The 14312-nt window shown below is 61.8% G+C and carries 11 protein-coding genes; 3 read left to right on the top strand and 8 right to left on the bottom strand.

Annotated elements, in window-relative coordinates:
* Nucleotides 1–126 precede the first annotated feature (126 nt).
* Nucleotides 127–1779 carry a CTP synthase gene (pyrG, locus tag ACQ4W7_RS01950; protein WP_426071721.1) on the bottom strand — a complete coding sequence of 551 codons (1653 nt, stop codon included), beginning with the start codon at nt 1777–1779 and terminating at the stop codon, nt 127–129.
* Between the two features lie 246 nt (nt 1780–2025).
* On the opposite strand from pyrG, the gene ACQ4W7_RS01945 reads away from it, so the two are divergent.
* Entirely contained in the window at nt 2026–2427 is a 402-nt protein-coding gene (locus tag ACQ4W7_RS01945) for a PRC-barrel domain-containing protein (RefSeq protein WP_426071720.1), read from the top strand.
* A 140-nt stretch (nt 2428–2567) separates the two neighbouring features.
* Here ACQ4W7_RS01945 and ACQ4W7_RS01940 read toward each other — a convergent pair whose 3' ends face one another.
* The 5 genes from ACQ4W7_RS01940 to ACQ4W7_RS01920 all read right to left on the bottom strand — a co-directional run bounded on the left by ACQ4W7_RS01940 (nt 2568) and on the right by ACQ4W7_RS01920 (nt 7908).
* Nucleotides 2568–4823: a TonB-dependent receptor domain-containing protein gene (locus ACQ4W7_RS01940; protein ID WP_436528035.1), complete on the bottom strand. Its 2256-nt coding sequence runs from the start codon at nt 4821–4823 to the stop codon at nt 2568–2570.
* Between the two features lie 52 nt (nt 4824–4875).
* Nucleotides 4876–5667, bottom strand: a complete 792-nt coding sequence (locus ACQ4W7_RS01935; protein ID WP_436528033.1) for an energy transducer TonB family protein — start codon at nt 5665–5667, stop codon at nt 4876–4878.
* On the bottom strand, nt 5664–6089 hold the full coding sequence (exbD, locus tag ACQ4W7_RS01930; protein ID WP_426071717.1) for a TonB system transport protein ExbD: 426 nt from the start codon (nt 6087–6089) through the stop codon (nt 5664–5666). Before exbD ends, ACQ4W7_RS01935 begins: the two co-directional genes overlap by 4 nt.
* A 3-nt stretch (nt 6090–6092) precedes the next feature.
* Nucleotides 6093–6845, bottom strand: coding sequence for a tonB-system energizer ExbB (gene exbB / locus ACQ4W7_RS01925; RefSeq protein WP_426071716.1), 753 nt, complete (start codon nt 6843–6845; stop codon nt 6093–6095).
* 142 nt (nt 6846–6987) lie between these two features.
* Entirely contained in the window at nt 6988–7908 is a 921-nt protein-coding gene (locus ACQ4W7_RS01920; RefSeq protein ID WP_436528031.1) for a ChaN family lipoprotein, read from the bottom strand.
* Nucleotides 7909–8097: 189 nt separating this feature from the next.
* On the opposite strand from ACQ4W7_RS01920, the gene ACQ4W7_RS01915 reads away from it, so the two are divergent.
* A complete protein-coding gene (locus tag ACQ4W7_RS01915; RefSeq protein ID WP_436528029.1) occupies nt 8098–9507 on the top strand; it encodes an FAD-binding oxidoreductase in 1410 nt (469 codons plus the stop codon).
* 86 nt (nt 9508–9593) lie between these two features.
* Here ACQ4W7_RS01915 and ACQ4W7_RS01910 read toward each other — a convergent pair whose 3' ends face one another.
* Nucleotides 9594–10067: a GNAT family N-acetyltransferase gene (locus ACQ4W7_RS01910; protein ID WP_426071779.1), complete on the bottom strand. Its 474-nt coding sequence runs from the start codon at nt 10065–10067 to the stop codon at nt 9594–9596.
* Between the two features lie 39 nt (nt 10068–10106).
* Nucleotides 10107–13280, bottom strand: coding sequence for an error-prone DNA polymerase (locus ACQ4W7_RS01905; RefSeq protein ID WP_436528027.1), 3174 nt, complete (start codon nt 13278–13280; stop codon nt 10107–10109).
* Nucleotides 13281–13377: 97 nt separating this feature from the next.
* Here ACQ4W7_RS01905 and ACQ4W7_RS01900 point away from each other — a divergent pair, with 97 nt between their 5' ends.
* A complete protein-coding gene (locus tag ACQ4W7_RS01900) occupies nt 13378–14175 on the top strand; it encodes a PhzF family phenazine biosynthesis protein (protein WP_436528025.1) in 798 nt (265 codons plus the stop codon).
* Nucleotides 14176–14312 lie beyond the last annotated feature (137 nt).

Genomic DNA, 14312 nt, shown 5'->3' with positions numbered 1-14312 from the left:
GTTAAGCGTAACAGGGGCTGCACACTGCGTTCTGATGCGCAATTGCACAAAGGGGCAAAGAAACTCCCGGCGGTAACCATCGGGCCGGGAGCTGTCTTACGGGTAATACTGTCGCAATCGACCGCGTTATTGCGCGGCGGCGTTGGCTTCTTTGTGCGCCAGCGCTGCCTTGATGAACGAGGTAAACAAGGGATGGCCGGTGCGTGGCGTCGACTTGAACTCGGGATGGTATTGCACGCCCATATACCATGGGTGGGCATTTTCACCCGTGCGTGGCAATTCCATGATTTCGCACAAATCTTCGCTAGGCGTGCGGGCCGAGACGATCAGGCCAGCCGCTTCGACACGGGCCAGGTAGTGATTATTGGCTTCGTAGCGATGGCGGTGACGCTCGGTCACCACGCTGCCGTAGATCTCGGCGGCGAGGGTGCCCGGATTGACGGCGCAGGTTTGCGCGCCCAGGCGCATGGTACCGCCCAGGTCCGAGTTTTCATCGCGCAACTCGACTTTACCATCGTGGTTTTGCCACTCATTGATCAGTGCAACGACAGGTTGATCCGTATCAAGGTCGAACTCGGTCGAATTCGCGTTCGGCATGCCTGCCTTGTTGCGCGCGTATTCGATCAGGGCCACTTGCATGCCCAGGCAGATGCCCAGGTAAGGGATCTTGTGCTCACGGGCAAACTGGGCCGCCTTGATCTTGCCTTCCACGCCGCGCTTGCCGAAGCCGCCCGGTACCAGGATGGCATCGTACTTGGCCAGGTTGTCGCAACCTGTCGTTTCGATTTCTTCCGAATCGATGTACTCGATGTTGACGCGGCTTTCCGTGTGGATGCCGGCGTGGCGCAGCGCTTCGATCAGCGACTTGTACGACTCGGTCAGCTCGACATACTTGCCGACCATGCCGACGGTGATTTCCGCCTTCGGGTGTTCCATCGTGTAGATCAGCTTGCTCCAGATCGACAGGTCGGCCGGCGCAGGATCGAGGTCCAGCGCTTCGCAGATGATGGCGTCGAGGCCCTGGTCGTGCAGCATTTGCGGCACTTTGTAGATGGTGTCGACATCCCACACAGAAATGACGGCCTGCTCTTCGATGTTCGAGAACAGCGAGATTTTCGCGCGCTCGTCTTCTGGAATGGCACGGTCGGCACGGCACAGCAGCGCGTTCGGCATGATGCCGATTTCACGCAGTTTTTGCACCGAGTGCTGCGTCGGCTTGGTTTTCAGTTCACCGGCCGAGGCGATGTAAGGCACCAGGGTCAGGTGGATGAAAGCCGTGTTCTTGCGGCCGGCGCGCAGACTCAGCTGACGCGCCGCTTCCAGGAATGGCAACGATTCGATATCGCCGACAGTGCCGCCGATTTCGCACAGGGCCACGTCGTAGCCTTCCGCGCCTCGACGGATGTAGTCCTGGATTTCATTGGTGATATGCGGAATCACCTGCACGGTCTTGCCCAGATATTCGCCCCGGCGTTCCTTGCGGATCACCGACTCATAAATCTGGCCAGTGGTGAAGTTATTCACCTTTTTCATGCGGGTGGAGATGAAGCGCTCGTAGTGACCGAGGTCGAGGTCGGTTTCGGCCCCGTCATCGGTGACGAATACCTCACCGTGTTGCATAGGGCTCATCGTGCCAGGATCGACGTTGATATACGGGTCGAGCTTGAGCATGGTGACTTTAAGGCCGCGCGATTCGAGGATCGCGGCGAGGGAGGCGGCGGCAATCCCTTTTCCAAGGGAAGACACAACGCCACCAGTGACGAAGACAAATTTGGTCATTGCAGATGGTGCCGAACGGCACGTGCGGGAAATTGAAATTATACACTAAAGCCCGCCTTCGGCGCTCTCCACGCGTGGAAATTTGCGCCAAATGATGACTATCGCCCCCGCTCCTGCGGCCTACACACAACAAAATTACTCAATGGCAATAATTGAAATATTTTCAATTCTTTAATTTGTGTGGGCGAGCGAACAGACCCTGCCGCGCCCTTGCGGCAGACTGGAATTTTTCAACGGAGGTCCATCATGAGCTACGAAGAACGCGACGCCTACGGCATGTATGTCAACCGCGGCCACAAAGGTCCCGGCCCCGAACTGATGGGTGCCGACACCCTGATCGGCGACCATGTGCACAACGCCAAGGATGAACACCTGGGCGAAATCAAGGAAATCATGATCGACATGCGCAGCGGCAAGATCGCCTACGCCGTGATGTCGCACGGTGGCGTCTTCACCATCGGCGAAAAGCTGTTCGCCGTGCCCTGGGAAGCGCTGGTGCTCGACACCGTCAACAAGCGCTTCACGCTGAACGTCGACAAGGAGCGCATCGAAAACGCCCCCGGCTTCGACACGGATAACTGGCCGAACATGGCCGATACCACGTGGGCCAATTCCATCCATAGTTACTACGGCACGACGCCGCGTTGATAACATCTGACAAAACTTACTGCGCGGTGCGCTTTGCGGCCGGCGATGCTCACTGTGCTATAGCACAGCTGCGCTTCTCGGCCACAAATCACATCCGCTCGCTACAGTTTTGTCAGGCGTCGCAGCTTTAGTAAAAAAAACTAGAAGCGGTACTCCAGTCCCGCCACATACGTCCTGCCCCGTGCCGTGCTCAGCGGCGTATTCTCTTGCGACTGCGACGGCATCGAGTTCAGGCGGTTCAGCGCTTCCGAAAAATCCTTGTTCATGGCGTTCTGCACCGACAGACGCAGGAACAGGTTATTCGTCACCTGGTAGCTGGCGTACAGGTCCACCACGGCCGGGATCTTCGGATTGTCGGCCTTGACCACTTCGCCCGTCGCCTCGTCGGCCTCATTCTCCGGCGACAGGCGGCGGTTCGAACCCGTGTGCTTGAGGATGGCGCCCACTTCCAGCTTATTGTCCAGCAAGCGTGTGCCCACGTCGAGGTTGTAATACACGCTGGGGAGCTCGCTGATGTCGGCCGCGCCAAACCACGCGCTGGCGATCGAGGTTGGCTGGCGCGTCGTCTCACGCGTGTACGACAGGCGCGCATAAGCCGGCCCCAGCTGATATTGCGCTTCCAGTTCCCATCCCCGCGAATACACGGGCGTGGCCGAGTTGATGTAGATATACATATTGGTCACGTACTCATCAACATTTTGCCAATCCTTGGCGATCACTTCCGCGATATTGCACTTGCGGCCGCTGTCGCACACGAGGAAGGACTGGCTGGTGATATAGCCGTCGATCTTGCTCTTGAAATACAGGGCCTTGAAGTGTAGCGCGTCACTCGCGCTCAGCAAGCCATGCAGGCTGGAATTGAAACCCAACTGGTAAGTCGTCGCCTTCTCCCCTTTCAGGAAGGGGTTCATGGAAGCGCCGCCATCGTTGGAGAAAAACACTTCCTGCGGATTCGGGCCGCGCATGGTGCGCTCGGCGCTGGCAAACGGCTGGAACCACGGCACGACCTGGGCCGACAGCATCAGCGAAGGATTCACGCCGTGTTCTTGCAGCGCAATGCGCGACGCGCCTTGCGGGAAGCACTGCACGCGCAAATCGCAGGCAGGTTTGTAGCCCGTCAGCTCGAAGCTCGTATAGTTGAGCCCGGCATTGACTTGATAGATGCCACGATTGTATTGCAGGCCGGCATACACGCTGTCGATCTTTTGCCGTCCTTCCGGCCCGAAAGTATTGTTTTCAATCGATTGCTGGTACGCCTCGGGGTTGTCGGGATCGTCGATCAGGCTTTCCACATGTTTGCTGTATCTGTTACGCATCAGCTTGCCGCCCAATGTCACCAGCGCGTCGCCGCCGGCCAGCTTGAAGCTGCTGGTGTTATTGATATCGAAGGCATCGGCGCGGTTGGCCGCATTCGTGTTGATAAAATTAATCAGCGCCTCGGGCATGTATTTCTGGTTGCCACGGCTGCTGCTGGCAACCACATTGAGGTCGATCAATTCCGAAAACGGCGTGTAGTGATATTTTACGTAGTAATCGTCGCTCTGGATGTCACGGCGCGTAAAGCTGCTGCGGTAATCGCGCGCCGACAATTCCAACGCGTGGAAGTCGCTCAATTTGAGGTCCAGCTTGAGCAATTGCGACTTGGGCTTCTGCTTGTAATAGCGGTTATAGCCGAAACCGAATTCCTCGCTATTGATTCCCTTGGCATTCTTGTAGTTATTGCCGATCACGCTGGCACTGGTGGCGGCCATGAAACCCACGCTGCCGCCATTGAAGGCCGGGTTTTTCATGGCCACGGCCAGCATCGCGCTACGCCCCACGCCATTGCTGCCGGACGACAGCTTGCTGCGCGCCCCCGTTTTCTGGCCAGAAAACACCACATCATCGACGCCGATGGTGCGGAAGTTGGCGCTGCCGGCCAGCGCATTGACGCCATCGCCGCCGATGACATTGCCGCGCGATACATCCACGCCGATGATGAAATTCGGGTCGATCAGGGCGCCGAACTGGCTGCTGGGAACGCCACCATGCGAGACCGACGATGGCGCGCTGCCATAGTAATTCTGGCTCACGCCATCGACCATCATGTTGACGCGACCCAGACCCGACAGGCCGCGGATATTCACGCTGACGGCGCCCTGCGCCGGATCGATCTGGGTAAACGTGCCCGGCATGCTGCGCACGATCTGGTCCACTGGCTGCAAGCGCGTGTCCGGCCCGCGCGCACTGACGGCGCCCGGCTTTTCCAGCGCCTGGCGTTCCGCAGGGACCGCCTCGCCCGACACATTCAGCGGCGAAAGCTCGACCTTGCCGCCGGTATTTTCTTGCGCCCACGCCTGTTGCGCGAACAACGCCATGCAGACGCCCACGGCTTGCGCCATTGTCTTGATATGCATACACCCTCGATTTGTTATGGATAGATTTTTTAATGAAAAGCAATCGGCATCCTCATGCCTTGTCTTGCCCTGCTTCCAGCTTGAACGAGACGGGCAAGGTGACGGTCACCGTGCCCTGGTGTAATACGTTGTCGGGCGGCGCCGGCAACGGTTGCGCGCGCTGCAGCACTTGCAGCGCTTCGCGGTCGAGCAGCACCGTGCCCGATGAAATGATCAATTCGCTGGCCAGCAGCTTGCCGTCGCGGTCCACCTGGAAACGCACCCAGGCGGCGCCGGCCCGCTTGCGCTGGCGCGCGTCACCCGGATAACGCTTGAAATGGGCCAGGTGGCTGAGCACCTGGCTTTGCCAGCTGGCCACCGCCGTGCTGGCAGGCGGCGTATCGCTGTTGAACGGCGCAGCCTGCGGACCGCGCACGGGGCTTGGCGCCGGCGTGGCGCTGCTGCTGGCTTGCGCGGGTAATGACGCTTCCTTGGTGGCATCCTTGCCCGGGTCCGTCACCGGACTGGCCGCCGCCTTCGCGTCTTTTTCCGCCGCGACGATCTCCGGCGCGGCGGCGCGCGCCAGCACCGGCACCGCCTCTTGCCGGGTCGTGCTCTTCGGTGGCCGAGCGGCGCTGGAGGCGGCCGACTGGAGCGCCCCTGCCGCTGCGGCCTGTCGTCTCTCCGGCGACGTCGCTTGCGCGGCAAACACCACCATCACGCTGGCGGCCGGATTGGCGGGCGCCACGGCAATGGGCTGCCAGCCGGCCCACAGCAGCAGCGCCAGTGTCATGGCGACCACCAGCGACGTGGCGATGCCCCAACTCAATAGCGGACGCAGCGCCAGCATGGTCGGCCCTTTCACCCGCCCTCCCGGCCGACCAGGCCCACTTTCAAGTAACCGGCCTGGCGCAAGGCATCCATCACGCCCAGCACGTCTTCATACGCGGCTTGCTTGTCGGCCTGGAAAAACAGCGTGCGCTGGCGGTCGCCGCCCGTCGCGGCATCGAGCAAACGGCCCAGCTGCTCGCGCGCCACGGGCGACTCGCCCAGGTACAGGCTGTGATCGGCTTTCAGGGAAACGAACAATGGTTGCTCGGGACGCGGCTCGGGCTTGGCCGTGGCGGCCGGCAAGTCGATTTTCAAGTCGACGGTCGCCAGCGGCGAGACCACCATGAAAATGATCAGCAGCACCAGCATCACGTCGATGAAGGGCGTGACATTGATCTCGCTCAATTCCGGCATATCGGCCGTGTCGTCGTCCGGGGAAGGAAACAGAGAAGCCATGGCTCAGGCCTGCTTGCGCGTGTCGAGGTCGCGGCTCAGCATCAGCAGCACTTGCGCGGAAGCGGCGCGCAGCTGCGCCTTGTACTGGTTGATGCCACGGCTGAGCACGTTATAGATGACGACGGCGGGAATCGCCGCCACCAGGCCCAGGGCTGTCGCCAGCAAGGCTTCCGCGATGCCGGGCGCGACGGTGGCCAAATTCGTGCTCTGGCTGACGGCGATGCCGATGAAGCTGTTCATGATGCCCCACACGGTGCCGAACAGGCCAACGAAGGGCGCCACGGCGCCGATGCTGGCGAGCAGGCCGATGCCTTGCGTCATCGCGCGCACCTGCTGCGCGATTAACTGTTCCTGGCGAAAGCCGGCCCGTTCTTTCAACGCCGCCGCCGGCGCATTCGCGTGCGACAAGCTCAGTTCCTGCTGCACCTCATCGAGCAAGCGTTGCGCCAGAAAAGACGCCCCGCTCTTTACTGCCGCGTCCGGCAAGGACGTGGCCGTCTTCAGCACGGCGACGGCTTGCGCCGCCGCGCGCCGGGCTTGCAGCAAACTGGCGCCCTTCACCAGCAAGACCACCCAGGTGGCCAGCGCGGCGATCAATAAACCGATGAGGACGCTTTTCACCACCTGGTCAGCAGCGAAAAACATGCCCAGCGGCGACATGTCGTGCGGCAGCGCGGACGCTTGCGCCGTGGCATGAAAGAGGGAAAGAGCGATGCCGCAGGTGGCGGCCTTGATACACAACAAAGAGAGTCGCATGGAAGCTTCAACAGGTAACAGACATGGCTGCGCCAACGGCGCGCACGCGCATGCAAAAAAAATCGGACTGACTGCCTGGCTGCTATGGAGGAGCTTGCTGGGGGAGAGTGCCGGGCAGAGCGCCCGGCGGAGGTGAAACGACTTACTTGGCGCTGGCGATGGCGGGTGCCGTAACCGGCGTGAACCACACAAAGTCCGCCTGCGGCGCCAGCACCGTGGCGCCGCGCTGCGCCAGCACCAGCACCAGCGGCGCCGGGCCGCCCGTCAAGTCCTGCACGTGCAGCGGCACGCCCAGGTCCTTGTGCGCATGGTAGGCACCGGCGATCAGCACGGCCGGCGCGGGCGCAGCCAGCAGGCGTTCGGCCATGCGGCGGTCACGCTGCTGCTGCACCGACAGCATGGCGGCCAGGCGTGGCGCGTCGATCTGGTTGTCATGCATGACACGGATGATGTCTTTCAGTTTGTCATGCACCTTGCCATCGTTGGCCAGGTTGGAATGAGTGCCCTGCACGGCCGGCTTGTCGACAAACAATTGCTTGATTTCGCTGCGGTCCAGGTTGGCCGACCAGACGGGGTATGGCGCGCGCATCACGGTCATGACGAGGTCGCCATATTGCTCCCACTTCCAGCTGGGCTGCCAAGCCAGCAGCTCGGCCACGTGTTCGGGGCGCACGACGGGGTCCGCCTGCAGCCACGGCTTGACCTTGTCCACCTTGGCTTGCTGGTCCGGATTCAGCATTTCCAGCAGTACGCTGCCTTGCGGACGCTGGCCCTGCAATTGCTGCAGCAACCACTGCTCGATCTGGTGATGGCTGAGCTGGTCATGCTGCTCGCCGATGATCACGCGCGGGGCGGCGGCCAGCTGGGCCAGCAATTGCTCGGCGCTCAGGCGCTGGCCGCTGCGCAGGTCGACGATCTCGCCCAGCTGGCGCACGTCTGGCGTAGAAACGGTCGTGGCGGTCGTGGCGGCAGCCGTGCCAGTGGCCGGTGCGACGCTGCTGCAGGCGCTCAGCGCCAGCACGCAGGCGGGCAGGACGGCAGCGAGAGACAGGGGGAATTTCATGGGTATGGCCTTTCGGGTAAAGCGCGCATCGCAAATAGGTACAGGCGGGCATTTTAATAGAAATGATTCTCATTTACAACTCATACACGACACACCATGCAGATTTTTTTTACAACTGGCAAAAAATCAATATGGTGCTTCGATGAAATCCCCGGGCGCGGAGTAGAATAAAAAAAACGGAGGACTCGCGTGAATCAAACTGAGCAGTTGGCGGTACTGAAAAAACCGCTTCCAGAATCTCTTGCTACCGTACTTTCCCTGATCTTTGCCGACCGCTTTTCCATGACGCAAGCCATGCGCGAACACCATGGCCGCGACGAGTCGAGCTATCCCCCCATGCTACCGGACGCCGTCATCTTCGCCCATTCCACCGAAGAAGTAGCTGCCGCCGTCAAGCTGTGCAGCGCGCACGACGTGCCCATCATCGCCTATGGCAGTGGCACCTCGCTCGAAGGCCACGTGCTGGCCCTGCATGGTGGCATCACGATTGATCTGTCGCAAATGAACGCCATGCTCGCCGTGCACAATGAAGACTTGACGGCCACCGTGCAGGCGGGCGTGACGCGCAAGCAACTCAATGAAGAAATCCGCGACACGGGCCTGTTCTTCCCCATCGACCCTGGCGCCAACGCGTCCCTCGGCGGCATGGCCGCCACGCGCGCCTCGGGCACGAATGCCGTGCGCTACGGCACCATGCGTGAAAACGTGCTGGCCCTGACGGTGGTAACGGCCGATGGCCGCATCATCAAGACGGGCACGCGGGCGAAGAAATCCTCGGCCGGCTACGATCTGACGCGCTTGTTTGTCGGCAGCGAGGGGACCTTAGGCATCATCACGGAAGTGACGGTCAAACTGTACCCGCTGCCCGAAGCAATCTCGGCAGCCGTCTGTTCGTTCCCTGGCACGGGCGAAGCCGTCAACGCCGTGATCCAAACCATCCAGATGGGCGTGCCTGTGGCGCGAGTCGAGTTTCTCGATGAAAACGGTGTAAAAGCTATCAATGCCTATGACAAGATGGCGCTGCCGCAAAAACCTTTGTTGCTATTTGAATTCCACGGTACGCCGGCCGGCGTGGCTGAGCAGGCGCAGTTGGTGCAAGCCATCACGGCGGAACACGGCGCCAGCGATTTCGCGTGGGCCAGCCGACCCGAAGACCGTTCGCGTCTGTGGGCCGCGCGCCACAACGCGTATTTCGCCCTGCTGCAGATGCGCCCCGGCAGCCGCGCCATTTCCACCGATTGCTGCGTGCCCATTTCGCGCCTGGCCGAATGCATTTTGGCCACCAAGGCCGATTGCGAGGCGCAGGGCCTGGTCTACGCCATCATCGGCCACGTGGGCGACGGCAATTTCCACGTGCAGATGCTGGTCGACCCGAATGATCCGGCCGACATCGCCCGTGCGGAAAAGGTCAACAGCGACATGGTCACGCGTGCCATCGGCATGGACGGCACCTGTACGGGCGAGCACGGCGTAGGCATGCACAAGATGGCTTTCCTGGTGGAAGAACATGGTGTCGGCGCCATCGACACCATGCGCGCCTTGAAACATGCGCTGGACCCAAAGAACATCATGAATCCGGGAAAGATTGTCAGATGGTAGGTCTGTCCCTTCTGGATCGGCATTTTCCCCACTGGGGAAAATGCCCCCTGAGGGTACGCTCCCAGTCCTTGCCGTTGGGCTAATTTTTACAACTCCATGCGCATCGGCACGAAGGCGATGCCATCCATTTCCACCTTCGGCCCCGTGGCGACAAAGCCCAGGCGTTCGTACAAGGGCAAGGCATACAGGGAGGCGTTCACCGTAAAGCCCGTCGTATTGCCGGCGGCGATGGACGCGTCGCGCGCGGCCTGCCACAGGCGGCGCGCCATGCCGCGTCGATGCAAGGCGCGCGGCACGAACATGTGGAACAGATGCGTGTTGTCGCGCATGGCCACCACGCCGGCCAGTTCGCCGTCGAGATGCGCCAGCTGATACGCGTAGCGCGACTGCGACAGATAACCTTCGATGGCTGGCTGGCGGCAATGTTCGATGAACTTTTCCGCCCCCGCACCATCGGGATGCAAGGTCAAAAAGGGCATCAGATCGTCGATCAGGGCGACGATGGCGGGCGCGTCGGCGACCAGGGCGGGACGCAGTGTCGGTTCGGGCAAGGTTGTCATTTTCAAATAATGCCATGCCCTCCTCCCCGCCGGCAACTCTCAACAGAAATCGCGGCTGCTGATCCTCAAGCGTCCCAGCAAATGCGACATGTCGACCAGGCGCTTGGCCACCAGGTTGCATACCTGCCCTTCGCGCTGCCACACGCCATACACACCCAGCAGCGGCGCGCTCAGCACTTCGCGCCGCTGGCTTTCCACCAGGTCGGGCCAGACGATGACGTTGACCGTGCCCGTCTCGTCTTCGAGTGTCATGAAGATCACGCCCTTGGCCGTGCCCGGGCGCTGGCGCACGGTGACGATGCCGCAGGCGCGCGCCAGCTGGCCATTCGTGTAGCTGGCAAGCGTCGCGGCGGGCAGGAAACGCTGCTCCAGCAATGACTTGCGCAACAGCGCCAGCGGGTGGCGGCCCAGGGTCAGGCCCTGCGCGCGGTAGTCGCTGACGATGTTCTCGCCTTCCGTTGGCGCGGCTAGCACGGGCAAGTCTTCCTCTGGTGTGGTGGCGCGCAACAAGTCCTTGTCGGGTACGGCGCCGGCCGCCTGCCATAGCGCCTCGCGCCGGTGGCCGGCCAGCGCGTGCAGCGCATTGCCGGCGGCCAGCACCTGCAAGTCATGACGGTCCAGGCCGCCACGCCGCGCCAGGTCGGCCACGTCGACAAAGGCGGCGATGGCGCGCGCATCCTCGATGCGCAGGGCGGCCTCGGCGCGCATGCCGAACAGGCTGTTCAAGCCCAGGCGCACGGCGGGAGCGGCTTCCTGTGCTTCCTGTGCTTCCTGTGCTTCCTGTGCTTCCTGTTCTTCCAACTTCGCCTCCCAGCCGCTGACGGCCACGTCGACGGGCAGCACTTGCACACCGTGCCGGCGAGCATCCTGCACCAGTTGCGAGGGACTGTAAAAGCCCATGGGCTGGCTGTTGAGCAAGGCGCACAGGAAGGCGGCCGGTTCATGGCATTTCAGCCAGGAACTGGCGTAGGTCAGCAAGGCGAAGCTGGCCGCGTGCGACTCGGGAAAGCCGTATTCGCCAAAGCCTTCGATCTGACTGAAGATGGATTCCGCAAACTCCCGGCTATACTCATTTTTGACCATCGTTTCGACGATGCGTTCCTTGTAATTGTTCATGCCGCCCTTGCGTTTCCAGGCCGCCATGGCGCGCCGCAACTGGTCCGCTTCGCCGGGCGTGAAATCGGCCGCGATGATGGCCACCTGCATCACCTGCTCCTGGAAAATCGGGATGCCCAGGGTGCGTCCCAGCGCCTTTTCCAGGCCCTTCGGATATTCGACGGGTTCTTTCTGCTGGCGCCGCTGCAAATACGGATGCACCATGCCACCCTGGATGGGGCCGGGGCGCACCAGCGCCACCTCGATGACGAGGTCGTAGAATTGGCGGGGACGCAGACGCGGCAACATGCTCATCTGCGCGCGCGACTCGATCTGGAACACACCGATGGTGTCCGCCTGGCACATCATGTCGTAGGTGGCGGGGTCTTCGGCGGGAATATCGTGCAGGCGAAATTGCTCGCCGCGTCGCCCACTCACCAGTTCCAGGGCGCGGCGCAAGGCCGACAGCATGCCCAGCGCCAACACATCGACCTTCATCAAACCAAGTTCCTCCAAGTCGTTCTTGTCCCACTCGATGACGCTGCGCTCGGCCATGCTGGCGTTTTCAATTGGCACCAGGCGCGACAACTTGCCTTGCGCAATCACAAAGCCGCCCGGATGCTGCGACAAATGGCGGGGAAAGCCCAGCAACTGCTGCGCCAGGCCCGCCCATTGCTGCGACAATGCCGCTTCCGGGTCGAGCCCGCATTCGGCCAGGCGGTCCAGCAAATCGCGCTTGCCGTCGAACCAGCGATGCGCCTTGGCCACTTTTTCCACGATGGCCAGGTCGATCCCCAGCGCCCTACCGCTGTCGCGCAAGGCGCTTTTCGGCCGGTAGCTGATCACCACGGCGGCCAGCGCGGCCCGCTCGCGGCCATATTTTCCGTAGATATATTGAATCACCTCTTCGCGCCGCTGGTGCTCGAAATCGACGTCGATATCGGGCGGCTCGTTGCGCTCGCGCGACATGAAGCGCCCGACCAGCGAATTGCCGCGCGCCGGGTCCACTGCTGTAATTTGCAGGCAATAGCAGACGGCCGAATTGGCGGCCGATCCCCTGCCCTGGCACAGGATGTTTTGTGAGCGGGCAAAACGCACGATGTCATACACGGTCAAAAAGTACGCTTCATACGATAAGTCGGCGATCAGCTCCAGTTCCTGCTCGATCTGCTGCTGCACGTTCGCTGGAATGCCCAGCGGAAAGCGGATGCGCGCCCCCGCATAGGTTTCCTCGCGCAGATAGGTCGCCGGCGTGTGGCCGTGCGGCACCAGCTCGTCGGGATAGTCATAGTGCAAGCTGTCAAGGGAAAATGTGCACATCTTGGCGATGCGCACAGTTTCCGCCAGCGCTTGCGGCGGATACACATTGGCCAGGCGCAAGCGCGCGCGCAGATGCTGCTCCGCGTTTTGCGCCAGCGCATACCCGCACTCATCCACGGGCTTGCCCACGCGGATCGCGCACAGGGTGTCGAGCAAAGGCTTGCGCGAACGCACGTGCATGCACACATGGCCGACGGCCACCACGGGCAAGCCCAGCGCCTGCGCGGCGTCCTGCACGGCGCTGCGGTGCGTGTCATCCTGCGCCCGCTGCAACAGGTTCAGGCCGATCCAGCTGCACTCGCTGCCAAAGGTGGACGCCATCCACGCGCCCTGCGCGCGCAGCGTCTCAGGCCGGGCCGGATAGCTGGGCAGCAAGATCATCAGACAACCGGGCAAACCCCGCAAATGGGCAAACTCGGACGACGGCGCGGCGAAATCGTCTGGCGTCAGCAAATAATGGCCCTTGGCTGCCCGCGTGCGCGCCATGGTGATCAGTTCCGACAGATTGCCATAGCCATCGGAATCCCGCACCAGCGCCAGCAGGGACAGGGCCGGGCTGCCGTCGGCCTGCGTCAAATGAAAATGCGCGCCGATGATCAAGGGAAAACCGGCTCGCTTGGCCACCGCATGGGCGCGCACGACGCCGGCCAGCGAACACTCGTCGGTGATCGCCAGCGCGTGATAACCGAGCTGGACAGAGCGCGCCACCAGCTCTTCCGCATGCGAGGCCCCATGCAGGAAGCTGAAATTACTCAGACAGTACAACTCAGCATACTCGGGTAAGACTGCGCCCCACATGATCTACCTCAATACTGTATATAAACACAGTATATTATACTTATCTGGAATCGGGCTTATCGTTTATGCTGGTGTTTTACCTTTTGCCTCGACCGCCATGACCGTCCATCTCTTGAAATGTTTCGGCGCCGCACCCGGTGGCGGCAATGCGGCGCTGGTCGTGGAAAACGAGCACGGCAGCGTAACGGCGCGCCAGGCCTTCGCCCGCGAACGGCAAGTGAGCGCCTGCGTCTTCATCGACCGGCAAGCGGACGGCGGCATCGTGCTCGACTATTTTTATCCGCACACGCGCAGCCCCCTGTGCCTGCATGCCAGCCTGGCCGCCGCGCATGTGCTGCTGACGGCGCCTGGCGCGCCGGCAACGCTGACGGTGACGACCGCCATGCGCGGGCAAGCCTTGCAACTGGTGCGCCGTGCGGACGGTTTATCGCATGGATTATTCATCGGCCTGGCGCCGCAACCGACGCCTGCCGTCAGCGTGGAAAAATACATTCCGTCGGAACTGATGGGCCAGCACATGCACCTGACCTCGCCGCCCGTGATCGCCTCGGTCGGCAGCCCGAAGCTGCTGCTGGAAGTGGCCGACCGCACCATACTGCGTGCGCTGCGGCCGAACCTGGAGCTGATCGCCGACTGGAGCGCCTTGCATCAGGTCAATGGCTGCTATGCGTATTGCCGCACGGGCGAGAGCGAATACGAGGGGCGCAACTTCAACCACCTCGACCCGGCACTGGAAGACAGCGCCACGGGCGTGGCGGCGGGCGCGCTGGCAGCGCACCGACAACAGTCGCTGCGTCTGCATCAGGGCCACGTGACGCAGCAAGCCTGTTTGATCCAGGTGCAATACAGCGCGCAGGCAATCTGGGTGGGCGGCATGGTGCAACGCAGCACCTGAACGGGGCATGCTGCACCGGTACAAGGCAAGCAAGGCAGCGGCGAAAAGATAATCAACCAGGAAACAACAGTTACAACAAATTTGTAATAACAAAACAAAGTATCGCTGGTGAATGCTGAAATGATGGCACTAGAATC

The organism is Janthinobacterium algoris (genome assembly GCF_051380935.1).
In the GTDB taxonomy this organism is placed as follows: domain Bacteria; phylum Pseudomonadota; class Gammaproteobacteria; order Burkholderiales; family Burkholderiaceae_D; genus Janthinobacterium.
Note: the sequence above shows the minus strand (reverse complement) of the source record. Positions and strands in the feature narration are given on the sequence as shown.